Genomic DNA, 24,268 nt, shown 5'->3' with positions numbered 1-24,268 from the left:
CTTTGAGCAAACTAACAAAAAGTAGTCCAATAACAACTTAGTTCACTAAATAATTAAGGCTTTTTAAGCGTATTTATAAGCTAGTAGCGATAATCATGGCTAGCGTTTTTGTTTTACCTAAAATATAAAGGACAAAATAATGAAAAATCAATTAACTGACTTTGATAGACAGATGATAACAAGATCTGTTGAGCTTGCTATTGAAAACGTAGATAAAGGCGGCGAACCTTTTGGCGCTGTTCTGACCAAAGGCGAAGAAGTTATCACAGAAGCGGTCAATGAGGCTTATATCGATTATGATCCTACGGCACATGCAGAAATGCAAGCCATTCGTCAGGCTGGCAAAGCGTTGAGCTTAGCTCAAGATTCTGGGTTTACTATGTATGCAAGTGGTAAGCCTTGCGCTATGTGTATGGCTGCTATGCTGAATGTAAAGATAGCACGGATAGTGTTTGCAGCAGATGATGATCTTGGTGATGCTTATGGATGGGGCACAGAGACTTTATATGATAAACTCAAAAAAGACTTTGGTCAGCAAGGTGTCGAAGTCGTATATTGCCCAGATGCAAAAAGCAAAGAAGCCTTTGAGGCATATGATAAGAAAAATAAAGCATAAATAGCAGATCGCTAAATAAAAAAGTAAGCCAATAACTCAAAGTTACTGGCTTATTTTTTGGCTGTTTCATCTTATAATGAGTTGACATAAATAGGATCAAAACTTACCGACCAAACCAAAGATTATCTTCAAGTCCGCCGCTTTTATTAGGGGTGGTGATATGACGCGCAGCTTTTGCAAATATATCATGTGAAGCTTTCGAAAACGTTTGCCATTCCGCCCATCGTTTCAATACATATACTGTCTTTGGTACATGCTCATCTAGACTCTCGGTAGTTGATTGCAAGATTTGTAGCCACCACGTCTTTAGTTCTTCATTTAATTGGTAACCGCTAGTCTTTCCCTTTTCTTTACGAGCATTCCATTGTTCCAACATTATAATAGTATCTGTCACGCTAGGACTGCCTTGAACGATAACGACGGCTACTAGCGCTCTAAACCAATATCCCAAAGCATTACGCTGTGCATGGTCATCGAGATGTGGCAGCACGCACAATACTGCATGTAGGCTGGTTAATCCATGTACGATAAAGAACTCATTATCGCTAGCGTACACCGTAGCCGCTGCAATAACTGTTAGCACTTCAATAGAAGCCGTTAAATCTTCACCAATCTCAGGTAACCTTAGTGTCACCATGTTGTTAAGAAACTGTGCCATAGGTTCATCAGGGTTGTCAAAAGTAATCAAGCGCTGCTGAAATTTACCTCTATTTAACTTTTTATAATCTTCAGTTTTACTTAATATATAAGCTTGTTCCGTCAGCTTAACAGTTCTATCATCAGTTAGAATTTGCTTAAGTGCTTCGAGTATATTTGGCGCATCAGGTGACCATAGCTGACAAGGTTGATAGTTACTATGGTTTGCGCCAGTTGCTAATGGCTGAAAGGCTGTGGCCATATAAGCTAGTCCTTCGGCGGCCATATCATTACACTCTACATCGACTGCCCAGCCTGTATGGATGACTGGATGTAGCGCTGCTCCTGCTAGGCCTTCAGACAAAGTAGGGTAGTAGCGTTTAAGACAAGCGCTTAAGCCTAGCTCTACTATTTTTGCATCGAAAAAGTCTCGATACGACTCAAAGCCAATATGGGTGGATTGCAAGTTATTGAGCCAGTTGACGTCTGTTATTTGTGTATAGTCTATCGGGTTATTACGAGGAGCCTCTAGCATTGACAGCTCTGTTGCAGGGTTGATAGGGGTGTTGTTGCTTGAGCTATTAGTCGCTTTATTAGTATAAACTTGTTCCCACCACTGCATTTTTTCATAGCCCGCGCCAGCAGCATCTAGAGCTATCCAATTATGAGTGAGGTGATTAGATAGATAACCTCCATACTCAATGTGCCAGTTTCGACCACGCTTAAGCCACCCCTGTAAATGTTCAGAATAATGAGGCGTTGAATAAAAGGTCATAAGAACTCCTATTTGCTGATAAATCGATAGCGCTAGCCGAGTAGATGAACTTATAAACCGTTATGCAAATTTAAAATATCCCCTAATAGGCAATAGCCCATTAAATCAGCAATCAGAAATCAGCAATCAGCAATGATCTATAATAAGTAGCCTAACCATAGTAAATCTGCTGCATAAAAAAAGCCAGCAACGTAAAGTTACTGGCTTTTTTTAGACTTAAACTAGCTATGCTAAAGATTACTCTTCAGAATAGTCTTCGCTTTCGTCTGCTGCATCTTCTTCTAGATCTTCGTCATCGCCATCTTCAGATAGGATAGTAACTAAGATAGTAGCAGTAACGTCATGATGTAGTTGAATATCAACACTATATTCACCCACTTGACGCAAAGTACCTTCTGGAAGTTTGATTTCAGCACGGTCAACTTCTAGGCCAGAGTTGGTTAACGCTTCAGCGATATCGCGAGTACCGATAGAGCCAAATAGTTTACCTTCGTCGCCTGATTTTGCACGCATGATAACATTAACATCAGTCAAGGCATCAGCACGTTCTTGAGCTACGCTGACTTCTTTTGCTTCTTCAGCTTCAAGCTCAGCACGACGTGCTTCGAACTTTTCAATGTTAACTTTAGTCGCAGGCAAAGCTTTGCCATGAGGGATAAGAAAGTTACGTCCGTAACCTGGTTTTACATCGACAGTTTCACCGAGTCTACCAAGGTTGACGATACGCTGTAACAAAATAATTTGCATGAGTCATTCCTAGTTAACGGTTAACCCTGATGGTTATCAGTGTATGGTAATAGAGACAGATAGCGAGCCTGCTTGATAGCAGTAGCTAGCTGACGCTGATATTTAGTAGAAGTACCAGTAATACGACTTGGTACGATTTTGCCATTATCACTGATATACTGTTTTAGCAATTCAACATCTTTATAATCGATGTGAGTGATGCCTTCAGCAGTGAAACGGCAGAATTTGCGACGGCGATAGAAACGTGCCATGAGTATTCTCCTTTAATTAGTCATCACTGTTGTTGTCGTTGTCGTCATTATCATCACGATCTGGACGACGAGTAGTAGCTTTGCGTGCGCGTTTTTCATCGGCATTCTTGGCTAACTGCGACTCTTCAGTGACAGCTTCGTCACGGCGCATAACTAGACTACGAATGATCGCGTCGTTATAACGGAACAATTCTTCAAGTTCAGCTAAAGTATCACCGTCAGTTTCGATATTGAAAAGGACATAATGAGCTTTGTGAATCTTGTTGATTGGGTAAGCCAGTTGACGACGGCCCCAATCTTCTAAACGATGGATAACGCCATTGTTGTCTTGAACCAACTTGATATAGCGTTCAACCATGCCGACCACTTGGTCGCTTTGGTCTGGGTGTACAATTAACACCACTTCGTAATGTCGCATTTGGACTCCTTACGGATTAGTAGCTATCAACCCTATGTTAATAGCAAGGAGATTTATAAAGTAAACCTAATATCAAAAAAATCAGCTAAAAAATAAAAATCAGCTAAAAAAAGTAACAAATAAGCTTAGTATATAAAGCGCCGTATTATAACAGTAACTGGCTATTAATACAAAGCTTAATAAGCAGCTACTATTAAATATATATAAATAGTATTTATTTAAGATAATACGGCTAGAAGCAAACTAAGCTACTGACCATAAAAAAGCAACGACTAGGCGCTGCTTTTTGCTATCTCTTAAACTATGAAAGCTGTTGACCTATAAACTGTTTTAAACTATCTCTTAGGGTGTTTAACTAACTGGCTATTATCAGCTTTGACTACTAAGGTTTTGGCTAGTTTATCATGCCAACCGATATTCTCTGGGCTTCTTGAGGCCATGTAGTAATGAATAGCAATAACCACAAATCCCAAAAAACTAGTAAAAGAGAATAACAAGTTATAAATAATAAACAGCATCAAGGTCCGAGTACCGATGAGCTTAATAAAAGAAGGCAAGCGGTGTGTGGTCTGATCCACTACTCGAATACCAGTAATAACCTTACCTAATGATTGACCCCGTAAAGTAATAAATATCAGCTGTAGAGCGAACAAGCCAAATACTAATACCTGCGACATCATCAAAGTCCCACTAGGAATAGCTTCCATTAGGGTCAAAGAATACTGATAAGCGGCGTCCATATTTTGAATGTTTTGAAACTTAGTATAATCTACATTCATCTTGCTCAAGGCCAATACTAAGGGAAATATTGCCAACAGATACATCAAAGCATTTATCGCTGTAGCCAATATTCGCGACATAATAGGCGCTAGTATGACATCACCGACTACCACGTCTTTCGCTGTAGCGTTTTTGACAGCGTTAGGCTTTTTCAATGACATATTACCAGGAGTATGCTGGCGATTGCTGGTCATATCCACTTTAGTATTCGGCTTTGACTCAGGCTTACCATAAAGTCTATCTATGGATACTTTTTTGCCATCCGGGCTCTTTGAGAGAGCATTAGTTTCAGAGTCTTCTGGGAATACAGTGACATTATTAATAATAGAATCATTGGCAACGACTGTAGTAGTGGACGCAGTATTAGTAGGGCGATAGGTGTGTTGATTGCCCGTTAAATCACCAATACGCTGCCACTTATCTAAGCCTTCATGCCACACCAAATCATCAAGCGTTACCTCACCAGAGGTCAGCATGATATTGAGCTGATCTAAGGTATAAGGACCGGCCTGGACATTATTTCGAGCAAGGAAAATCTGCATAATTGCCTGTATAGTTAGTCATATCTTATTTTATTATATTAGGGCGTATTTACTATTCACAAGTAAAATGATGATATCACTATAACTGAATACTAAATACGGCTTAGGGTTTGTTCACTAAGGCATCAAAACTACCGATGCTTAGCAAACAAACCCTAATGGCTCAGTATCACACTTTGGCGCTTTTAGCCGATTACTTTGCTTCTTCACCTGCTAAGAAGAACCAAGTATCTAGTACGGAGTCAGGGTTCAACGATACCGAGCTAGTACCTTGCTCCATCAACCAGTAAGCTAAGTCTGGATGATCAGATGGACCTTGACCACAGATACCGATATATTTGCCTTGCTTACGACAAGCAGCAATCGCCATCGCCAATAGTTTTTTGACTGCAGGATCACGCTCATCAAACAGATGCGAAATAATACCTGAATCGCGATCTAGACCCAAAGTTAACTGAGTTAAATCGTTTGAGCCGATAGAGAAGCCATCGAAGTGCTCTAGGAACTCTTCTGCTAATAAACAGTTGGTTGGTAGCTCACACATCATGATGACGCGCAGACCGTTTTCACCACGTTTAAGACCATTTTTCTCAAGTAACTCGATAACTTGCTTAGCTTCACCAACCGTACGTACGAATGGAATCATGATCTCAACGTTAGTCAGACCCATCTCATCACGTACGCGCTTAAGGGCTTTACACTCAAGCTCGAAACAATCACGGAAGTTGTCAGAGACGTAGCGGCTAGCACCACGGAAACCGAGCATTGGGTTTTCTTCAGACGGCTCGTATAATTTACCACCTAGTAGGTTGGCATATTCGTTCGATTTAAAGTCTGACATACGGACGATAACCGGCTGATCCATAAAGGCTACTGCTAAAGTGGCGATACCTTCAACCAATTTATCAACATAAAAATCGATCGGTGAGGCATAACCTGCAATGCGCTCATTGATTGCTTGCGCCACTTCACGTGGTAAGCTATTCATATTGAGTAGAGCTTTTGGATGCACACCAATCATGCGGTTAATAATGAACTCTAAGCGTGCAAGGCCAATACCTTCATTAGGCATTTGGGTAAATGAGAAGGCACGATCTGGATTACCAACGTTCATCATGATTTTGAAGGCTAGCTCTGGCATAGATTCGATAGAGTTAGTCTGAATTTCAAAATCAATCTGAGTCTCGTAGATAAAGCCAGTATCACCTTCTGCACAAGAGACAGTAACGTCTTGACCGTCAACTAGCAATTCAGTGGCATTACCACAACCAACGATAGCTGGTACGCCAAGCTCACGAGCGATAATAGCAGCGTGACAAGTACGACCACCACGGTTAGTGATGATAGCTGATGCGCGCTTCATTACTGGTTCCCAATCCGGATCAGTCATATCAGAAACTAAAACATCACCATCTTGAACTTTATCCATTTCGCTAATATCACTAACGATACGCACTTTGCCAGCACCGATACGTTGACCGATTGAACGACCTTCACAAAGTACTTTAGCATTGGTAGTGTTAATGACATAACGTTCCATAACGTTGCTGTCTTGGCGACTTTTGACAGTTTCTGGACGGGCTTGAACGATAAAGATTTCACCAGTATCGCCATCTTTTGCCCACTCAATATCCATCGCTTGACCGTAATGTTTCTCAATGGTCATCGCTTGCTTAGCAAGTGAAGTCAGCTCTTCAGTAGATAAAGAGAACTGCATACGTTCTTGTTTTTCAACATCTACAATCTTCACCGATTTAGCAGTACTGCCTTCTTCGCCATAGATCATTTTTTTATGTTTGCTACCTAAGTTACGGCGAATAACGGCCGGCTTACCATTGGCTAGCAATTTTTTGGAAAGATAGAATTCATCAGGGTTGACTGCGCCTTGCACAACCATTTCACCTAAACCGTAGCTTGATGTGATAAACACCACTTGATCAAAGCCACTCTCAGTATCTAGAGTGAACATAACACCAGCAGCACCCGTTTCTGAGCGTACCATACGCTGAATACCAGCAGATAGGGCAACGCCTTCGTGCTCAAAGCCTTTATGCACGCGATAAGAGATTGCACGGTCATTATATAGTGATGAAAACACTTCTTTAATAGCAATAAGGACGTTATCGATACCACGAATGTTTAGGTAAGTCTCTTGTTGGCCAGCAAACGAGGCATCTGGCAAATCTTCAGCAGTAGCAGAAGAACGTACGGCAACAGCGATATCTTGACCATTGCTCATTTCTTCGAACGATTGACGCACTTGTTGCTCAAGGTCACTTGGTAATTCTTGGTCGATAATCCAACCGCGGATTTTTTTACCAGTAGCGGCCAACTTATTAACGTCATTAACGTCTAAGTCTCTAAGCTCGTTGTTGATTTTTTCCAACAGACCAGTTTCAGTCAAGAAACGATTAAAGGCATCGGCAGTTGTTGCAAAGCCACCGGGGACACTTACGCCTAAATCTGATAAGTGACTGATCATCTCGCCAAGCGAAGAGTTCTTGCCACCCACCGTGTCAACGTCGTGTTTTCCTAGCTGATCTAGATTGACTACAAGTGCTGAAGATTGCTCTGCCATGATAACTCCAGAAAATAAGGTTATTTAGTAAGGATTATAAAGGGGTGATTATACCGCTATATTTTGCTAATTTCGAGGGGTGAAAGCAAAAAACTCCTCAAAATGTTAAAATTTTTATGTTTTTTAAGTGAATTATGCTTCAGTGATTTGTTTTTCTTTAAAGTTATCTTATAACGATGAGTATTAGTTGACACTGGCGGCTTAGTAATAAATGCTTATAGGCTAGCTAAAAAGATTAGCACGATGATCGATTTATTAACAATATTTTGTTAGGGTTGCTACAAGAGTATTGAGCTTTTACCAGTAAACAGGGCTAAAGGAGTAAATCAGTGTTTCAAACTACAGGCAAGTCTAAAATAATGCCGATATCTATAATATTGATGCTTAGAATATCGATGCTTAGCTAGAATAGCTATACCTAGATAGTATAAGATCGTATCAGAAATGCGCTCAATTCAGCCTAGTGTTTTGCCAGTTATAGCAACTTTGATTCCTATTGAGTCGCTATTATGGGTATAATGTAGAGCATAAAATATCAAGCGTGCGTCGACAGCTGCGTCGAACAATAATTCAGCAATGGCTCAGTGATTATCCATTAGTAATTGTCCATTAGTGGCAAGTTAATTTTTGGTTGGTTAAATAAAGTCAATTATTGAGGTCCTTTAGTTATGTATTCTAATAGTCCATCTGAACAGGACATGCCTACTATCCAAAATCGACATGCTTTGAGGTTGGATAACTCACAAGCCGTGAGGAGTGCGTTTTTTATCTCTGATGGTACTGCTATCACTGCTGAGACGCTTGGACGTTCTATTTTAAGTCAGTTCGCTTCGGTGCCTTTTGAGACTCGAGTATTGCCTTATGTCGATAGCTTAGAGCGTGCTGAGGATGCGGTACAGCAGATCAATATTGCCTATCAGCGTGATGGTCTATTACCATTAGTATTCGATACTATTGTCAATCCTGAGATTCGTGAAAAGGTCAATTCGGCGCAGGGCTGTAATTTGGATATGTATGAAGGCTTGATTGGTCGTATTGCTGAAGAGATTGCCGTCGAGCCTGATGGTCATACAGGTAACGCTCATGATAATGTCGATTCTGAAAACTATAAAGACCGTATTGATGCGGTACACTTTGCTTTAGACAATGATGATGGGGCGCGTACGCGTCATTATAGTATGGCTGATATTATTCTTATTGGCGTCTCGCGTTCAGGTAAAACGCCCACTTCTTTATATTTAGCATTACAGTTTGGTATTCGTGCAGCCAACTATCCACTGACCGAAGATGATCTATACGACAATCAGCTACCAAAATCTTTACGAGAGCATAAGGATAAGCTGTTTGGTCTTATTATCAATACCGACCGTCTAGTAAAAATCCGTCAAGAGCGCCGTGCCGGTAGTCGCTATTCTAGCTATCAGCAGGTTCAGCAAGAGCAGCGTGCCATCCAAGGCATATACATATCGCAAGGCATTCCAAGCCTTGATGTCTCAGAGATGTCGGTAGAAGAGATTGCTACTCGAATCTTGCAAATGACGGGTCTTAAACGCCGAATTGGGTAAGTTAGAATACTTGCTCAATACTAAATTACAGTAAGTTAGGTTCTTCAAACCTAGCTTTCAAACTTGATTTTCAAACCTAGCTTTCAAACTTGATTTTCAAACCTGGTTTTCAAGTCTGGTTTTCAAATCTAGTTTTCAAACCTAGTTTTTAACTATGGCTCTTAGCTATAGTTTTGAGCTACAGCTGTTAAATACGGCTTTTCAATACCGCTCTCAGCTCTTAAATATAGCTTACCCAAAAATTTTTAAGCAAGGTTTTAACTCATGAAAATGAGGCTTAATAGATAAAAGAGTAAGCTGAGCTGATAATACAGCTCAATGACACACCATCACTATCAAATCGCTATTAGCAATCTTATAGCTCATACTTTATTTTAAAAATTAAAGCGTAGATATAGCAGTGTAGCTGCTACTTAAATGAACGAATGAATAAAGAGGACCAAATGGTAAGCAAACGCAAAGATGGTGCCACTAATAATACTGGCAAAGATACGCAAACCGAAGTTTCTAATAACAACAACGGCAGTGCGCCGATTACTATGCCGGAAAAAACCAAGGGCATGGATAAACAAGAAAAAATCGAACAAACTCATGAGCAAGTCACTGATGACATCATGCATCATCCTGATCTAGTCAGTCCGCTAGATGACACACGAGTCTATGTTAAATCAGGCTTTGGTAAAGATTCTGAGCGCTTAAAAAAAGATAAGCACGAGTATACTTACGACGTCCTAATATTAGGAGCAGGTCCTGCAGGTGAAGCGGCCGCTATGAAGCTTACTAAATCGGGGAAAAAAGTCGCTGTCATTGATCCCCGTGATCAAGTTGGCGGTAACTGTACTCATGTCGGTACTATACCAAGTAAGTCACTACGCCAATCGGTGTTTAACCTGATTAACTTTCGTCGTGATCCGATGTTCACTAAAACTTTGGATTACCACCGAGTCCCCCTAAATAAAGTACTAGCTAATGCTCGTCAGGTCATTCGTCGCCAAGTCACTACTCACACCCGCTTTTATGAGCGTAATCAAGTAGAAGTTATTCATGGCTGGGCCAGCTTCGTTGATGCGCATACCGTAAAAGTTGAGACCGAAGAAAGCGTCTTTGAGACCATCACTTTTAACAAAGCTATTATTACTGTCGGTAGCCGTCCTTATCGTCCTGACCTATTAGATTTTAATCATCCACGGGTGTTTGACTCAGATAAAATACTACAAATGGATTATGTGATCAGAAAAATCATAATCTATGGTGCAGGCGTTATTGGCTGTGAGTATGCTTCTATTTTTACTGGTCTTGGCTGCAAAGTGGACTTGATCAATAACACCGACCAACTGCTTAGCTATTTGGATAGTGAGATCAGCGATGCGCTTGCCCATGACTTTAGACAATTTGGGGTAGTCATTCGTAACAATGAAGAGATCGATCATCTAGAAACTCATGATGATTATGTTATTCTGCACCTAAAGAGCGGTAAAAAAATTAAGTCCGATGCTATTCTTTGGTGTAATGGGCGTTCAGGAAATACTGAAGGGTTGAATGTAGAAGCGCTTGGTCTTAAACCCAATAGCCGTGGACAATTAAAAGTCGATGATACTTATTGTACTGATGTAGATAATATCTATGCTGCTGGTGATGTCATTGGATGGCCATCTCTAGCCTCAGCGGCTTATGATCAAGGTCGTTGTGCAGCTGCATTTATGGTCGGTGATAGTGATGCAGAGCCAGTCTCTAGTGTACCAACGGGTATTTATACTATTCCTGAGATATCGAGTATCGGTAAAACTGAGCAAGAACTTACTGATGATAAGATTCCTTACGAAGTAGGACAGGCATTCTTTAAAGACTTGGCACGTGCTCAAATCATTGGTGAGCGTACTGGAGTACTGAAAATCTTATTCCACCGTGAGACGCTAGAGCTATTAGGTATTCATTGCTATGGTAACCATGCCTCAGAGATTATTCATATTGGTCAAGCGGTGATGAAGTGTAATGCTACGCTTGAGTATTTTGTCAATACTACCTTTAACTATCCAACGATGGCAGAAGCTTATCGGGTAGCAGCATTGAATGGTCTTAACCGCGTGTTTTAACCCTTAAAAAGCCAATTTGATAGCAATAAAAAAGCGTCTGTATATTTTACAGGCGCTTTTTTTGCTTAGCGGTTAGGGTCTTTATAGGGTGGATTCCGTCATGCAAAAAGACAGGCTTTATGCAAAATACAAATTTATTCGATAAGTAGCGTAAGTGCTAACCTACGGCTATTAAGATTATTTACGCATTTCACTGCTAGGCTGAGTACGCCAGCGAAAGATAAGTAAAAGGATAAAATAAAAACTCCACAATCCTGCCAGTGCATAAAAGCCAGTAGCCACTTGGGCAACGCTAGCCCCCATTTGATTCATTTGTACTGACATGTTTACCCCAGGAGTAGTGGGTACTAGCCAGCGGATGATCTGTAATACTTCAGGCAGCTGATTGGCAGGCCATGGATAGCCGCTAACAAAGAATATGGGTAGCGAGCTGAAGACTAATATCTGCAAACTACGTTCACGCTGGCGAAACCATAAGCCAAGTACGCAGCCAAGCGTAGCGACCGTTGGGCAAAAAATCGTCAAGAATAGCAAACTACCCAGTATATTCTGGCCGCGCGGATAATGATGCAGCTCAAACGCCCAGCCATAATAAAAGCAGCCTACAACGAAGCTGAGCATACTCAGCGCCATAATACGACCCAGCCAGCCGCGCACGCTAGTAGCATGACGACGCTGCTCATACCAAGTACCAATTAACATAGCTGTCGCCATCAGTAAGGTCTGCTGAAGGATCAATATAGCCACTGCTGGCACTACATAAGCGCCATAGCCTTCGGTTTGATTATACAGTGGGATAATCTGTAGCGGCACCGCTTGAGTATTACTGGCTGCTGTTGCTAGATAAGCGCCTTGAGCGACATTTTTTTTGACTTCGATACCAGCTGATACAGTACTTACCGCTTTTAAAAATCCTAACTGTACGTTCTTATTTAAAATAAAATAGCCGCCATTACCTAAGACGCTGACACTAGCGGCCTTACCGGACAACACTTGCCGCTCAAGACCGCTTGGAATAATCATATAGCCAGCGATATCATTAGACCAAATAGCCTCTTTAGCCTGTTGCTCATTAATAAAGCCTTGAGTATCTAACTGCGGACTGGCATTAGCATAGCGTATGATAGTACGAGATAGCTGACTGTTATCGTTATCGATAATGCCGACTGGCACATGGTTGACTACCTCACTGGAGTAGGGCCATGGATAAAAGAAACCGTAAATAACAGGAGCGATAAGCAGCATCAGCACCACACCGCTGTCCTTAAAGACATCTTTAAAGGTTTGCAAAAAGCTCGCCCAAAAAGTAGTTGGCGAGGAGACTTTATTCAGATTATTAGGCTGGTTAACGTTTTTCGTATTTTTAGTGTCTTTAGTATCTTTAGTATTGTTAGCGGCTGACATTAGCGTGCTCCCCAGCGTTGAGGATTTGCCAATGCACGTTTGCTCAGCAATGCAGTCAGCAACATGGCAATGATAGTGGCTAGCGCTAATCCATAAACGATAGACAAAGAAACGGCGAGTGGGGCGTGCATTTGTAATTGTGCTATATGTAATTTGAGATAATAGGTTAAAGGTAGCATATCCGACCAATGCTTAGCGCCATCACTAATAGCAATATAAGGAAAAGTAACGCCAGCAAAAGCATAGGAAGGGGCAGAAATAAAGCCAGTAGCCGATAAGCCTGCACGCAGTGAGAAAGAGGCTAAAGTAAAGATAGCCCCCAGCCAAAGCGAAAGCATCATTAATAATACTAAGCCAATATAAGTCGCTAGTAAGGAGCTCGGCGCAGTAGGATATTGCGGAGTGGCTAACCAAATTGCTAGGAGCGCCCAGAGACTATAAGCCAGAGCTGGCCAACAGTACTTACCGGCTAAACCTGCTAGCAATACTGAGATACTGACTGATTTTGTCACAGCTGCTATTGGCGCCGTTAGGTTAGTGCGGGCTGACTGATCTTTTATGTTATTGCTATTGCTCACTGAACTGCTTGTTAAATGGTCATTTGCTGAGTTTTTAGTGCTTAGAATATCATCTGTAGCTAAGCTCAATTTAGAAGATCGACCCTCTATAAAGCGATACCAACGGCCCAGTTGCTTATCACGTAGCTCGCGACCGATAGTCGTTGCACCAATCACCATAGCCAAAATATGCAACAACGCCGGAATAACCGTCGAGGCCAAAAACTGCTGATAGTTAGTCGCCGCGTTGAATAGGCTAGTACGTTGGATATTAATAGGTGAGTAGGCGATAGCGGCTTGCGTAGGAGAGATACCTTGTTTGATTAAGCGCTGAATCTCAACGCCTGCGGACAAAGTACCGGCTACTGACTGTACGCCTTTTTGGATAATACCCGAATGGGTACCGTATTGAGCATTGACTTGCAAGATGATAGGTGACAGCTTACCAGATAAAATATTACGCGAGAAGTTCTCTGGAATAATAACTAGTGCATAGACATCACGCTGCAAAATCCCGTCCTTGGCCGCAGCTGGCGAGTTATAGAAGTTAGCGATGGTAATGTCAGGACTAGCTTCTAAGTAGCGCACTAGCGTATTAGCCATAGGGCTTTGATCTTGGTCAATCACCCCAATAGGCAAGTCACTGATTTGAGTTTGCGAAAATATCCACCAAATCAGCAATACAGTTGCCAAAGGAATCCACAGCACCATTGCCAAATCCCATGGGTTCTTGGCTAAAAATCGCCGCTCATAAGCAGCACTACGCACAAAAGCTTGAGTCAAACGCATCATTTACTCTGGGGTCTGCTTACTAGTTGATGGACTGGCCACTTGCGGAGTAATGCGAATGATAACACTCATACCCGAGCGAATACGCGAGTCTGGGGTTGTTGGTCGTGCTTTGACTTCAAAGGTGCGTACATCAAAGCCATCGTCATTATTGGTTGGTCGCCACGTAGCAAAGTCAGATAGAGTAGAGGTTGCATAGACGGTAAATTGCTTAGTATAAGGGCGCTCGGTAGAGGACAGAGCAGGGATAGTGCCAGTGAACTGCTGACCAATAGCGAATTGATTAAGATAAGTCTCAGTAACGTTTAACACTACCCACTGTTTATTAGTATCGACTAAGGTTAATAAAGGGACGCCTTGACCTATAACCTCACCAGGACTGACAATCACACTATCTACAATGCCAGCAATCGGACTTTTTAAGTTGGCTTCTTGCTTAGCGACTAAGGCTTCTTCTAACTTAGCATCCACTTGCGCCACTTGCGCTGTAGCAGCAGACTTATCTTCACTGCGCGCCCCTTCCATCGCTATATCATACTGCAAGCGGGCCGCTTCCGTTTGTGCTTGGGTAGCTTGGTACTGGGCAAATGATTCATCACGTTTTTGCCGTGCCATTAGCCCCTCCTCATACAGGCGACTTATACGTTGATAAGTGTTTTCTGCCAAATCAGAGGCAGCTTTGTTGGCTTGCCATGCCGCTTTAGCTTGCGCAATCTCTTGCGGGCGTGCGCCATTTTCTGCTTTATCCAGTTGGCTTTGTGCTAACTCCTTACCAGCCTGCGCTTGATTAATCTTAGCATTAATCTCTGGCGAATCCATCTCGATGAGTTGCTGATCTACCTCCACCGTATCGCCTTCAGTAACTAATATTTGGGCAATGCGGCCGGGTACTTTTGCGGCAATAGAAGTTTGCTGCATCTGCATTTGCCCTTGTAGAGTAACCACTTCTGGCTCTTTGCTTTGGTTGCTCTTGAACAGTCCGTATGCGATCACGCCTAGTACTATTATAGCTAATAGTGCCAAGATAGCTTTTTTGACTAACGAGGGTTTTTTAGGCTGTCCCTTACTACGGTCATAGGCAGGCACTGTTTGCTCCGTACTATTAGGATCAGAGGTACTAACCGTTGGTTCGTTATCAACGATGTCTGCGTCATTTAAGTGGTCAGATTCATCATGAGATTCAGGCATAATAGCGAACTTCCTAGAGCAGTAAAGTGGATAACAAAAGGGTTATTACAAAAGCTAAATAAGTACTTTATAGATAATGATTGCGCTATAAATAATAGTGCTAAGTTTTTTTAACGGCCTAGTATCCCTAGACAGTAAGCATGACTTTTTACAGTAGCTTTTTATGGCCTAATCAAGCGTCTAGCAGGGGCTCTAAGGATAGACTCGAAAAGCATGGGGTCTAGCGTTTTCGGCAATCTCAAAGTTAAAAACAGCCCCAAGGGCCACGATAAATGCTGAGTAATATAACCACATCATTATTACTACCGCAGCTGACAGCGCACCAAACTCGGCACTATAATTATTAAAGTTTTGTACATAGATTGAAAATAGGCCAGATAGTAGTATCCAAAGAACAGTCGCTAACAGGGAGCCTGGCACTAGTTGGCTTAACTTTACGGTTTCACGATTTGGCGCAAAGCGATAAAGGCCCAAAAAGCTAAAGAATATGATAATAGTCAAGATCGGCCATCTGCTCCAAAGCGCGATAGTCTTCACAACTGGTCCAAAAGGAAAATAACCAGCTATTAGTGGCAGCGCAGCGATAGAGGACAGCGCTATAATAAATACTATGAGCGCTGCAAAGGTCAGACCGATCGCTCTGATAAGACTTTGCAGAAAGTTGCGCTCTTCGCCAATATGAAAAGCAAGATTGATTAGAATGATTAAGTTCTTGATACCACGAGAGCCGGCATAAAGAGCTAACGAGGTTGAGACCACTAGGCTAAAGGTAAGCCGAGTAGTAGTATTAGAGATAAGCTGACTCAAACGCGCATCCAGTACTTCATATACTGTGGTGGGTATAAAAGGTCGCAAAAATGAAATCTGTTCCTGCATCTCGGCAGGTGAAAAAGCTAGGCCATAAATCAGCACAAATACGGCCATTACTGGAAAAATAGACAAAAAGCCAAAAAACCCTACGCTGGCGCAATGTGCCCAGACGTTAGAGTTACTAGTATTGCGCCATGCTGGCACAAGCATTTGCATCCATTTCGATATTTGGGGATGTTTCATAGTCATAGTATTGGCAACGCGGTAAAGTTATCAGGGATGATGATAAAGTTTTTAGAGCACATTTTGTTAGCCTTCTAATAATCGATATAAGGGTCAAGGTTACAGAATTTTGGTAGGGCATTATAAGGTGCTGACTATAAGTTTGCTACAGGCCATATTATTGGCTATACAAAGCCGGTAGGCGAATATCAGCAGCATTCACATAAGCGTTAAATGCCAGAGGAGTACCGCAGCTTTGCATTAATGCGGCTAACCCTTGTACATAATCATTTGCTGCTTGTGCCTGCTCAGTACGGGCTTTAAGTGACTTGGTTTGGGCTTGTACCACATCGACAGTAGTATTAACCCCTTCTTGTAGACCCAAGCGCCGTAAACGCAACACTTCAGCCGCTAAATCAACATTGCTCTGTAGCGCTTGATAGCGTGATTGCGCATTATTAACATCGTGCCAGTTTTTTTCGACCAGTAATAACAAATTATCACCAACTTCGATCTCTGATAAGTCCGCTTGACGTATCTTCGCGTTACTAGAGGCTAAGGTTGCGTTTTTATCCAGCCCACCCCAAAGCTTCCAGCTGGCTGAGATCCCAGCAACCCAGCTTGGGTCTCTTTCTAATTGACCATAGCCATACAGCAGCACGGTCGGCTTATATCCAGTATCCGATAAGGCATGCAGTTGCTGAGCCTGCGCGCGTTTGGCCGCAACTTTTTGTAATCCTGGATGATTGGTTAGGGCTAACTCTTGAAAGTAGCTGACATCAGGCAGTGGTTTGCTAGACACGAATAGCGGAGTAGTCGGCTTAATGCGGTAATTGGTACGTAGTAAACGCTGTAAAGCGATCATCGCCAAACGGGCATCATTATTGGCATTGATAGCCTCGCTTTTAGCGTCAGCAAGTGCTGATTGTGCCTCTAAACGCTCCACACGTGATATAAAGCCTTCTTCAAACAAACGCTGAGCCATATGATCAGTCTGCTGCAAAGTACCGTAAGCATCTTCACGTAAATAGGCGGCAATGATAGCTAGCTGCGCCTTAAAGTAGCGCTCAATTAAAGTATTATAAAGCTGATTCTTATCTAAGATACTATCAGCAACCGCCTCTTGAGTGCGGGCATCTGATATTCCTACTAGCGCTTCTGTGCGCCCAGCGGTATAGACTGGCCAAGCTACGCCAACTCCTGCCCCTGTACGTGTTCCTGAGCGTTTAAATTCAAAGGAGTCTGGTAGACGATCGCCAACCAGTTCACCGAAGTTTGGCAGTTGGGGTAAATTGGGAATAGGGGGAATAATCTCACCAATATTGCCCCCTGCATTATTGACGCCATTAATGATGCCGTTCTTAATATCGGAGAGGTCTACATCTCCTTGTAGAGTATAAGCACTGGCTGAAACTTGCGCAAAAACAAAAGGTTTGTCAATAGTGCTGAGCGCATCCGTTTGATAGTTGCTGGCAGCAATAGCGGCCTCGTTAGCAGCAATTTTTGGGGAGACTTGCAGCAGAACTGCTTGGGCTTGCTCTAGACTTAAAAAGCTAGAAACTTCCAAGGGATAGCTGTTTTCAATATACTTATCAGTGATAGGGTCTCTTAAAGTCGCCAGCGTACTAGTCAGCGCAACGTCTGCCTTATTAAGAAGCCGTGTATTATTGGCAGCACTCGGTAGTCTGTCAGCATGGCTATCATAATCACTGTCAGTAATTTGAGTAGTTGCCACTGGCATTACCCCGTCTTGTACGTCGTTATCATAGCTACTAGTACTGATACTAGGGAGCGCTCCGAAAGAGCTACTAGCTGATGTTTGACTTGACGTTCCTGCTAGCACAATCAGCGCTATAGCAGCAGGGAGTGCAGATAAAGCAAGTTTCATAGTATGAGAAGCCGATAATTAAAAAGCGTAGGTGAATAACCAAGCGTACACTGTAGTGCGACAATCGTGACGGGTCAATGCTCATTAGTTTCTGTTTACGCATTGAATAAAAATATCGATTGTGTTAGCTCAATAATTGCAGCCTTAATAATAGCATTATTATTAACTAAGCCATAAAAATTTATTAGTAGCTTAGCATTGGGTTTTGCTACAGTGGCAGGCATAGCCAGTAATTGCTTTTAATGTACTCAGCGCTATTAATAATAGATAAAAAAACGAGGAGAAAATAATGGCAGGCTATATATTAGCATTGGATCAAGGCACTACTTCCAGCAGAGCTATCTTGTATGACGATCAAGCACGACCTATTAAAATAGTACAGAAGCCTACCAGCCTACAGACGCCAAAAGCCGGTTATGTCGAACAAGATGCTAGTCAAATTTGGCAGACTCAAATTAGCTGTGCTCATGATGTGATTAACCAAGCGGGACTGCTAGCAACTGATGTGACAAGTATTGCTATTACCAACCAGCGTGAGTCTATCGTTATTTGGGATAAAAAAACGGGTAATGCTTTGGCACCAGCGATTATTTGGCAAGATAGACGTAGCGCAGATTACTGCCAAAAATTGGCTGACCATAATGCTTATAAGGGCAACGCTGACTTAGCAAATCAAGTGCAGCGTATTACTGGATTACGTTTAGATCCTTACTTTAGCGCCAGTAAGATTGCGTGGCTGTTGGAGCATAATCCGAAGATTAGGGCGCTAGTCAACAGCGATCGAATCGGGCAGGTTGCCGTAGGCACTATAGACAGCTGGTTGATTTATCAGCTAACAGGCGCTGAGCATGTTATAGATGTCACTAATGCTTCGCGCACTTTATTATATGACATTCATAAGCTAGCTTGGTCAGATGAGCTGTGCACTGTTTTTAATATTCCGCAGTCAATACTTCCTAAAGTATTACCTTCCGATGGCGACTTTGGTAAAACCAAAAAAGGATTGTTTGCCAAACAAATTCCTATTCAAGCGGTACTTGGGGATCAGCAGGCCGCCTTATTTGGTCAAGGCTGTCTAGAGGCTGGCATGGCAAAAAACACTTATGGTACAGGTTGTTTTATGCTAATGAATATTGGTAATACTGCCAAAATTAGCGAGCATCAACTGTTGACTACAGTCGCTTGGCAACGCAAAGCCAACACAAGCAAAGCAGATAGCTCATCTATTGGTCAGATCATGCATTCAGGTAAGCGCTTGCTACAAGCTTCAAATTTTAAGCCGGAGCGTGAAGTCACTTATGCCTTAGAAGGCAGTGTGTTTATGGCAGGAGCAATTGTCCAGTGGTTGAGAGATAACTTAGGTATGATTGAACAAAGTTGCGATGTCGAAACTTTAGCCCAGCAAGTACAGAGTAGTGAAGAGGTGGTATTGCTACCAGCCTTTACTGGTCTAGGAGCTCCCTATTGGCGCTCTGATATTAGTGCCAGTATCAGTGGGATGAATCGTGGCACTACTAAAGCCCATATTGCTCGCGCCGCACTCGAATCAATAGCTTATCAAACTTATGATGTACTGATAGCTATGCAAAAAGACAGTCCGCATCCCCTAACTGAGCTACGGGTCGATGGCGGTGCTGCTAATAATGATCTGCTGATGCAATTTCAAGCTGACTTACTAGGCGTGCCAGTACTGCGGCCACAGGATACCGAGATTACTGCAAAAGGAGCGGCTTTACTGGCAGGGCTAAAAACTGGCTTATATGATCAATCGACGATGTCGTCGTCTTGGAAAGTAGAGCGAATATTTGAGCCCAATATGGCTCAAGATAAGCGAGATACTCATCTGGAAAAATGGCAGCGAGCGCTCAGAAGAGCCATGATGGATTAAGATAATAAAGGGTTCTAAATAGCTCATTTTACTTTAAATGCGAGCTAGTTATGCAATTTTGTCATAAGTACACAAGCTGTAACGCAAGATAATCGAGATGCTGACATAGGTTACATAATCAATCTAGCAGTCGATATTATAGTATCCCTATACTAAGGAAGGTAAGCCTAGGCTCTAATAAACCTAAGCTGTAATAAGTAGAGTGTCTAAAGAACATAAAGATGACTTATCTACATTTAATTAGTTCGTCTCTAATTAGCCCGTTTTGATAGGGCCTCAATTTCGTGTAAATCAATAATAATGAATGAAGGGATACTATTATGAAAGACAATGACAATATCATAGATAACACTACTCATAGAGTTGACGCTAACGGCCGTGTCATCACTGAAACTGATCATGTCCTCACTAGCGATAATATGGAAATAGCTGACAAACAGCGTATTATCGATGACAATGCTCGTAGAATGGCCAACCCAGAAGTCGTTGATAGAAGAGTGGTCACTAACGACCCTAGCAACATTGATGGTAATGTAGTAAAGCATATGTCAAAAGAAACTAGAGAAGATTTGAATGCCGATATTATTACTGGTGAGCCAGGTTCACATCCAGTAGGGACTACTGTAGGTGGCGTAAGCGGTGCGATAGCAGGAGCTGCTATTGGGTCTATGGCTGGTCCGTTAGGAACCTTAATTGGTGGTGCTATTGGTGCGGTTACTGGTGGTACTGCAGGTCATGCCTCAGCAGAAGCTATTGATCCGACCCATGAAGAAGCTTACTGGCGCGCTCAACATGCTAATGTCGATTATTATAAAGACGGTTATGAATTTGACCGTGATATGCATCCGGCCTATGCAGTAGGTTATGCTAACCGTGCTCGCTATCCTGTTGATGCAAATTTTGATGATCATGAAGCAGATTTAAGACGCTCATGGGAAGAAGTCAAAGGAGAGTCACGGATGGAATGGGACGATGCACGCATGGCTTCACGTGATGCTTGGAATCGGGCAAGATAGTTGAGTAGCAAAACTAATACTTATCGATAATTTATATTATACATATTGGTAATAAGTGCTGAGTTAGACAACAATAAGCAAGTAAATATTGTAGAACCTTAATTTTTTGTAAATTACTGAGACTAAATGTAGCCAATTAAGTGCGTAGATAATATAAGAATATTAGTTATGCTATGTTAAAGCCTCTAGGGAGAACTCTAGGGGCTTTTTTTATAGCTGTTGAAAATTATCAGCTCAGTAACCCCTAATTGCTTAGCACAGCAAAAACTACAATATAAATTAGCTACCTAGCCCTCAGTCAAAATTGGGCCTGTTGATTGTTTATTTAGATAGCTATTTAGCTATTTAGCTATTACTAGACGTGATTTTGCGAGTCACATTATTAGTTCACCGTTTACTTTTTAATGAGTTATGAGCAATTTTTTACTACCAGCAGTGCCTTCTTGAGAGGGTTCAACAAGCCCTAGAATAACTAATAATAAGACAACCAATAATAAGAGGTAATATATGACTCGTTATAATAATTCAGAGGGCAATAAACAGTTTTATATTGCTACTGCTAACTTGCTTAATCTTGCTAATCCTAAGCGTATCTTTTATGAAAATGCACCTGCTTATGACCAGCAGGCCTACCAGCACAAGATAACCGGTATTACTGAGCTATTGTCTAAGGCTCATGCTGACATTATTGCGGTACAAGAGGTTTGGGACAGCAAAGCAATCGAGGAGATCGCCCTGAATTTAGGTTTTAGCCCTGAACAAGTAGTTATTCCGCTAGCTAGTAATGATAGTGCAAGTTTACACACTAAAGGTCATGGCGCTCAAGGCACTCCAGCGGTAGGGATTATAACTCGCTTCGATCAGCTAGAGAGTCAATTACTCGAAAACGTAGTCACTGAGGCCGTAATAGATATCCCTGATATCGGACCTTATACTCACTTTAAGCGCCCGCCATTGTTACTACGAGTCGATGCTTATGGCCAGCCTATTACTATCATTACCGCGCATCTCAAAAGCAAACGAGCATTCTTTTTGCGAGATGACAAGGGGCAGTTGCTCGAAGATATGGATGATCCTAATATCAGAGTGCGTGCTAAGCTTCGCAGTTTATGCATGCGCGCAGCAGAAGCTGCATCGATTAGAATGACAATTATTGAGCGCCTACTGCATACTCGTGAGCCATTGATTTTGCTGGGTGATATGAATGATGTCACAGGGAGCGTAACTACTCAATTAATGGCCGAAACAGGAGAAGTGAACTATGATAAAAGTATGCGTGATGTCGCACTATTCGATGCAGCACGTATTCAGTCTCGCTATGGTTGGATGAAAGACGTGGCTTATACCCACATTTATCAAGGAATACCAGAAGTTATCGATCAGCTATTCGTTTCAGAAGAGTTCTTACCCGATAGTAAATTCACTATTGGGAACATTGAGAGAGTAGATTATTTCAATGACCATCTCAAATGGGACTATCCAGATAGAGTCATTGATCACGGTATCGTACGAGCAAAAATAAGATTGGAATAGGCATCAAAGACATGATTAATCAGTACATTATCTGGTAACTTATTCATGCCCCTTGCTTGCCAATGTACAAGGGTTTATGATGCCCTGTATTGAGCGTGGCCGCAGTTATATTTTAATTATAAGCCACCGTTAACACGCAAATTGAGTGTTGATGTTGCTCAATAACGGCTTAATCATAAAAAAGAGTATTAAACTAAGAGGTTTGTAATGAGCGACTATAAAGACGACAAGATAGAAGATGTGTTAGTAGACTCGGAACTGGCAAAAAAGCTAGTGCCTAATAAATTCAAATTTACCAGTCAACAAGGTCGTATTCGCCGTCAGAAATTACTGATGGGTGCTAAAAAGCTAAGTGAAACTCACCCTATTAATGATATTACTTTAGCTGCAGTATGTGAAGAAGCGGGTATTCCGCGAGCTTCAGCTTATCACTTTTTTCCAAATATTGAAGCGATATTCCTAGCTTTACGTTTCTTGAATGCTATTGAAATTCTAGAAGTATTAGGCACAGTAGAAAATGTAAATTATGATAGATGGCAGGGATATTTGACCGCGTTAATTGAACGTTGTGTGCATATATTTCATGCTGATCAAACCAAAGCTAAGCTAATATACGATACTAATACACCAGATTTTGAAGGTGATAGTTTTGGTGAAGATATCGATCATCAAATCGTAAAGCTAATCTATGAAAGATTGTCTGAGGGCTATGAGATGCCTAAGTATGACGATATACAAGATATTTTGTTAGTAACTTATAGCATTATAAACGGTATATTTACTTTATCTTATCGTCGTCATGCCAGTATCACTGATAACTATTTACAAGAAGCGACTACCGCTTCTATTGCTTATTTACGCTGTTACTTACCAGAAAAACTACCGCATAAAAACCGTTAAGCTGTGGTTATTAGCAATGGTTACGATAAAAATAAAAAAAGCCGACATGCTTATGTCGGCTTTTTTATGGCTGTTAGTTTAGTAAAGGTAACTATTCAAGGATGCTATGAGTAGCCGTTATTCTAGTAGCCGTAATGCCTGCTGCACGAGAGCTTTTTATCTTTACCAATAACTTAAGTCTCTACATTAGTTAAAGCCTTACTAGTGACTAATCCCTAAAGGGTATCAGCGTCTGGAATAGGGGCTAAAAAGGATTGACCATGACAGCTATCATCACTAGGATCCAAAGAGGCATACTGCTTATAGTAGCGGTTAATTAGCTGCTCAAGAGCAACATTTACTTTTGAATCATGCACATTGATATAGGATTCACGAGCCTGTTCAAGCCAGCGATCAGCCATTGTAAAACGCGAGCCTAACTGACTCGAACCATGCGCACAGTGATCTGCTGCCGCCCATATCAAGCCAACTTCACTAAATGCTAACTCTTTGGGTGCATAATTTATACCGCCACTATCTTTTAAGGCCGTTAGTATAGCCCAAAGGTCAGGGCGCATTAATGCTGAGCTTGTAGGTATATCTGGGTTTAGCGCCAGATTTTGCTCAGTAGAAGTTAGCAGCGCTTGCAAAATAGTATCAGCGGCTTGTAGCGCTTGTGTTCCGGCAACAAAGCGGCTGTCTACAGTATCTTGGTAGCTAGCATAGTCGAGCCAAGCTCGCGCTTTATAAATTAGATACTGTTGACGGGCTGCTTGCTCTACTGTACGGCTATGTAAGGCTTGCTCAGCTTGATAGCGCTTAAGTTGTAACCGCTTACAGTCGATAACAAGGCGATTTGCGCTTAAAGATTTCAGTGACTCTGCTGGTAATGCTTGTGTTTGGCTAGCACAAGGAGCCGCTGCTTCCTCAAAGCGGCCGCTGACAGCTGAGTCTGAGGTTGCAGCTTGCGCAGACGATGCAAAGGCGACTAATAGCAGCGCTGATAAGGTATTAGTAGCGAATGATAAATGAGGGTGATAAACCTTAGTTAGCAAAGTTATAGGAGCAAACATAAAGTGGGCCTTACAGAACA

The 24,268-nt window shown here is 41.9% G+C and carries 19 protein-coding genes; 7 read left to right on the top strand and 12 right to left on the bottom strand.

The features are described 5' to 3' along the window. Positions 1-139 precede the first annotated feature (139 nt). On the top strand, positions 140-616 hold the full coding sequence (locus tag JMY09_RS03805; protein WP_201622261.1) for a nucleoside deaminase: 477 nt from the start codon (positions 140-142) through the stop codon (positions 614-616). A 103-nt stretch (positions 617-719) separates the two neighbouring features. Here the strand turns inward: JMY09_RS03805 and JMY09_RS03800 are convergent, their stop codons facing one another. The 6 genes from JMY09_RS03800 to ppsA form a co-directional block, all read right to left on the bottom strand. Continuing rightward, positions 720-2,027: a questin oxidase family protein gene (locus JMY09_RS03800; protein WP_201622260.1), complete on the bottom strand. Its 1,308-nt coding sequence runs from the start codon at positions 2,025-2,027 to the stop codon at positions 720-722. A gap of 237 nt (positions 2,028-2,264) precedes the next feature. After that, positions 2,265-2,774, bottom strand: coding sequence for a 50S ribosomal protein L9 (rplI, locus tag JMY09_RS03795; protein WP_201622259.1), 510 nt, complete (start codon positions 2,772-2,774; stop codon positions 2,265-2,267). Positions 2,775-2,794: 20 nt separating this feature from the next. Beyond that, complete coding sequence (rpsR, locus tag JMY09_RS03790; protein ID WP_010198808.1) at positions 2,795-3,025, bottom strand: 30S ribosomal protein S18; 231 nt, start codon at positions 3,023-3,025, stop codon at positions 2,795-2,797. A gap of 16 nt (positions 3,026-3,041) precedes the next feature. Then, positions 3,042-3,443, bottom strand: coding sequence for a 30S ribosomal protein S6 (gene rpsF / locus JMY09_RS03785; RefSeq protein ID WP_201622258.1), 402 nt, complete (start codon positions 3,441-3,443; stop codon positions 3,042-3,044). A 335-nt stretch (positions 3,444-3,778) separates the two neighbouring features. Further along, positions 3,779-4,765, bottom strand: coding sequence for an RDD family protein (locus JMY09_RS03780; RefSeq protein WP_227677150.1), 987 nt, complete (start codon positions 4,763-4,765; stop codon positions 3,779-3,781). Positions 4,766-4,958: 193 nt separating this feature from the next. After that, on the bottom strand, positions 4,959-7,343 hold the full coding sequence (gene ppsA, locus JMY09_RS03775) for a phosphoenolpyruvate synthase (protein WP_201622257.1): 2,385 nt from the start codon (positions 7,341-7,343) through the stop codon (positions 4,959-4,961). 698 nt (positions 7,344-8,041) lie between these two features. Between ppsA and ppsR the strand changes: the two genes are divergently transcribed. Both ppsR and sthA read left to right on the top strand, forming a co-directional pair. Beyond that, positions 8,042-8,908: a posphoenolpyruvate synthetase regulatory kinase/phosphorylase PpsR gene (gene ppsR, locus JMY09_RS03770; RefSeq protein ID WP_227677158.1), complete on the top strand. Its 867-nt coding sequence runs from the start codon at positions 8,042-8,044 to the stop codon at positions 8,906-8,908. A gap of 560 nt (positions 8,909-9,468) precedes the next feature. Then, complete coding sequence (gene sthA, locus JMY09_RS03765; RefSeq protein WP_373416567.1) at positions 9,469-11,001, top strand: Si-specific NAD(P)(+) transhydrogenase; 1,533 nt, start codon at positions 9,469-9,471, stop codon at positions 10,999-11,001. Positions 11,002-11,178: 177 nt separating this feature from the next. On the opposite strand, the gene JMY09_RS03760 is transcribed toward sthA, so the two are convergent. From JMY09_RS03760 to JMY09_RS03740, 5 genes are all read right to left on the bottom strand, one after another. Beyond that, positions 11,179-12,405 carry an ABC transporter permease gene (locus JMY09_RS03760; RefSeq protein ID WP_201622255.1) on the bottom strand — a complete coding sequence of 409 codons (1,227 nt, stop codon included), beginning with the start codon at positions 12,403-12,405 and terminating at the stop codon, positions 11,179-11,181. Beyond that, positions 12,405-13,754: an ABC transporter permease gene (locus JMY09_RS03755; RefSeq protein ID WP_227677148.1), complete on the bottom strand. Its 1,350-nt coding sequence runs from the start codon at positions 13,752-13,754 to the stop codon at positions 12,405-12,407. The genes JMY09_RS03760 and JMY09_RS03755 overlap by 1 nt, the downstream gene beginning before the upstream one ends. Beyond that, positions 13,755-14,939 (bottom strand): HlyD family secretion protein, encoded by a 1,185-nt coding sequence (locus tag JMY09_RS03750; protein ID WP_201622254.1) that lies wholly within the window; start codon positions 14,937-14,939, stop codon positions 13,755-13,757. A 192-nt stretch (positions 14,940-15,131) separates the two neighbouring features. Continuing rightward, positions 15,132-15,998 carry a YihY/virulence factor BrkB family protein gene (locus tag JMY09_RS03745; protein WP_201622253.1) on the bottom strand — a complete coding sequence of 289 codons (867 nt, stop codon included), beginning with the start codon at positions 15,996-15,998 and terminating at the stop codon, positions 15,132-15,134. A 151-nt stretch (positions 15,999-16,149) separates the two neighbouring features. Beyond that, positions 16,150-17,859 (bottom strand): TolC family protein, encoded by a 1,710-nt coding sequence (locus JMY09_RS03740; RefSeq protein WP_201622252.1) that lies wholly within the window; start codon positions 17,857-17,859, stop codon positions 16,150-16,152. A gap of 289 nt (positions 17,860-18,148) precedes the next feature. Between JMY09_RS03740 and glpK the strand changes: the two genes are divergently transcribed. From glpK to JMY09_RS03720, 4 genes are all read left to right on the top strand, one after another. Then, the gene (glpK, locus tag JMY09_RS03735) at positions 18,149-19,747 is read left to right on the top strand and encodes a glycerol kinase GlpK (protein ID WP_201622251.1); all 1,599 of its coding nucleotides are present in this window, start codon (positions 18,149-18,151) and stop codon (positions 19,745-19,747) included. Positions 19,748-20,214: 467 nt separating this feature from the next. Further along, on the top strand, positions 20,215-20,763 hold the full coding sequence (locus tag JMY09_RS03730) for a hypothetical protein (RefSeq protein ID WP_379606729.1): 549 nt from the start codon (positions 20,215-20,217) through the stop codon (positions 20,761-20,763). A 507-nt stretch (positions 20,764-21,270) separates the two neighbouring features. Continuing rightward, positions 21,271-22,296 (top strand): endonuclease/exonuclease/phosphatase family protein, encoded by a 1,026-nt coding sequence (locus tag JMY09_RS03725; RefSeq protein ID WP_201622250.1) that lies wholly within the window; start codon positions 21,271-21,273, stop codon positions 22,294-22,296. Positions 22,297-22,503: 207 nt separating this feature from the next. Next, positions 22,504-23,196, top strand: coding sequence for a TetR/AcrR family transcriptional regulator (locus tag JMY09_RS03720; RefSeq protein WP_201622249.1), 693 nt, complete (start codon positions 22,504-22,506; stop codon positions 23,194-23,196). Between the two features lie 215 nt (positions 23,197-23,411). Here JMY09_RS03720 and JMY09_RS03715 read toward each other — a convergent pair whose 3' ends face one another. Then, on the bottom strand, positions 23,412-24,248 hold the full coding sequence (locus JMY09_RS03715) for a hypothetical protein (protein WP_227677147.1): 837 nt from the start codon (positions 24,246-24,248) through the stop codon (positions 23,412-23,414). Positions 24,249-24,268 lie beyond the last annotated feature (20 nt).

This window comes from Psychrobacter urativorans (assembly GCF_904846695.1).
GTDB lineage: Bacteria > Pseudomonadota > Gammaproteobacteria > Pseudomonadales > Moraxellaceae > Psychrobacter > Psychrobacter urativorans.
The sequence above is the reverse complement of the archived record's forward strand: the minus strand, read 5'-3'. Positions and strand labels throughout refer to the sequence as shown.

Bases quoted from the DNA above. Each gene is read 5' to 3' on its own strand.
- JMY09_RS03760 (WP_201622255.1), bottom strand. From the start codon at position 12,405: ATGTCAGCCGCTAACAATACTAAAGATACTAAAGACACTAAAAATACG.
- JMY09_RS03780 (WP_227677150.1), bottom strand. From the start codon at position 4,765: ATGCAGATTTTCCTTGCTCGAAATAATGTCCAGGCCGGTCCTTATACC.
- JMY09_RS03720 (WP_201622249.1), top strand. From the start codon at position 22,504: ATGAGCGACTATAAAGACGACAAGATAGAAGATGTGTTAGTAGACTCG.
- JMY09_RS03755 (WP_227677148.1), bottom strand. From the start codon at position 13,754: ATGATGCGTTTGACTCAAGCTTTTGTGCGTAGTGCTGCTTATGAGCGG.
- rpsF (WP_201622258.1), bottom strand. From the start codon at position 3,443: ATGCGACATTACGAAGTGGTGTTAATTGTACACCCAGACCAAAGCGAC.
- rplI (WP_201622259.1), bottom strand. From the start codon at position 2,774: ATGCAAATTATTTTGTTACAGCGTATCGTCAACCTTGGTAGACTCGGT.
- glpK (WP_201622251.1), top strand. From the start codon at position 18,149: ATGGCAGGCTATATATTAGCATTGGATCAAGGCACTACTTCCAGCAGA.
- JMY09_RS03740 (WP_201622252.1), bottom strand. From the start codon at position 17,859: ATGAAACTTGCTTTATCTGCACTCCCTGCTGCTATAGCGCTGATTGTG.
- JMY09_RS03800 (WP_201622260.1), bottom strand. From the start codon at position 2,027: ATGACCTTTTATTCAACGCCTCATTATTCTGAACATTTACAGGGGTGG.
- sthA (WP_373416567.1), top strand. From the start codon at position 9,469: ATGGATAAACAAGAAAAAATCGAACAAACTCATGAGCAAGTCACTGAT.
- JMY09_RS03805 (WP_201622261.1), top strand. From the start codon at position 140: ATGAAAAATCAATTAACTGACTTTGATAGACAGATGATAACAAGATCT.
- rpsR (WP_010198808.1), bottom strand. From the start codon at position 3,025: ATGGCACGTTTCTATCGCCGTCGCAAATTCTGCCGTTTCACTGCTGAA.
- JMY09_RS03715 (WP_227677147.1), bottom strand. From the start codon at position 24,248: ATGTTTGCTCCTATAACTTTGCTAACTAAGGTTTATCACCCTCATTTA.
- ppsA (WP_201622257.1), bottom strand. From the start codon at position 7,343: ATGGCAGAGCAATCTTCAGCACTTGTAGTCAATCTAGATCAGCTAGGA.
- JMY09_RS03750 (WP_201622254.1), bottom strand. From the start codon at position 14,939: ATGCCTGAATCTCATGATGAATCTGACCACTTAAATGACGCAGACATC.
- JMY09_RS03745 (WP_201622253.1), bottom strand. From the start codon at position 15,998: ATGACTATGAAACATCCCCAAATATCGAAATGGATGCAAATGCTTGTG.
- ppsR (WP_227677158.1), top strand. From the start codon at position 8,042: ATGCCTACTATCCAAAATCGACATGCTTTGAGGTTGGATAACTCACAA.
- JMY09_RS03730 (WP_379606729.1), top strand. From the start codon at position 20,215: ATGGCCAACCCAGAAGTCGTTGATAGAAGAGTGGTCACTAACGACCCT.
- JMY09_RS03725 (WP_201622250.1), top strand. From the start codon at position 21,271: ATGACTCGTTATAATAATTCAGAGGGCAATAAACAGTTTTATATTGCT.